This is a genomic window from Halarchaeum grantii, from assembly GCF_014647455.2.
Lineage (GTDB): Archaea > Halobacteriota > Halobacteria > Halobacteriales > Halobacteriaceae > Halarchaeum > Halarchaeum grantii.
Genome location: NZ_BMPF01000017.1, coordinates 1 through 561 on the forward strand (window position 1 = coordinate 1; position 561 = coordinate 561).

Genomic DNA, 561 nt, shown 5'->3' on the forward strand with positions numbered 1-561 from the left:
ATCGACGTGGCTGAAACTATTGCTAAACGAGGAAGTACGTCGTTTTATTTCTCGAAAGACACGTTCGACGGCGTTCCGATTTCCGTGACGAACGGTTTGAAATCGGAGTCCTGCTCGATGCAGTGCAGCCGCTAGATGCTGAGCGTGATCGACGAGAAACACGGCGTCTTTGACGTCGTGTTTCTCACGAAGCTCCCGCAGAAATTGCTGCGTTAATGCCGTCGTAGCCGTCGTAAACAGCCGTATATGAAGGAATCTGTTTGTATTAGGATCGACAGCAGCGTACAGCCAGAATTGCTGACCATTGATTCGGATCACCGTTTCGTCGAGCGCAATGTGATCCGGACTTGCGTCGCTGGCGGGCTGTAGATCGGCCTTCTGTACCCAATCGTGAACAGCCTTCCGCGAACGTTCGACACCGAACCTCTCAATTATAGAGATGGTATTCGAAAGCGAAAGTCCAGACAGGTGGAGTCGAATACCGAGCTCCATCAGCTCGCGCGGTGTCCGCTCTCTCTCCACAAAATCCAAGTCGATCCAGTCGCTACGACCGTTGAGGCG

At 52.6% G+C, this 561-nt stretch carries 1 protein-coding gene; it reads right to left on the reverse strand.

The annotated features are described in order from the left end of the window. Positions 1-561, reverse strand: a 561-nt coding sequence (locus IEY12_RS15670; protein ID WP_188884590.1) for an IS6 family transposase, incomplete at both ends; no start/stop codon positions are given.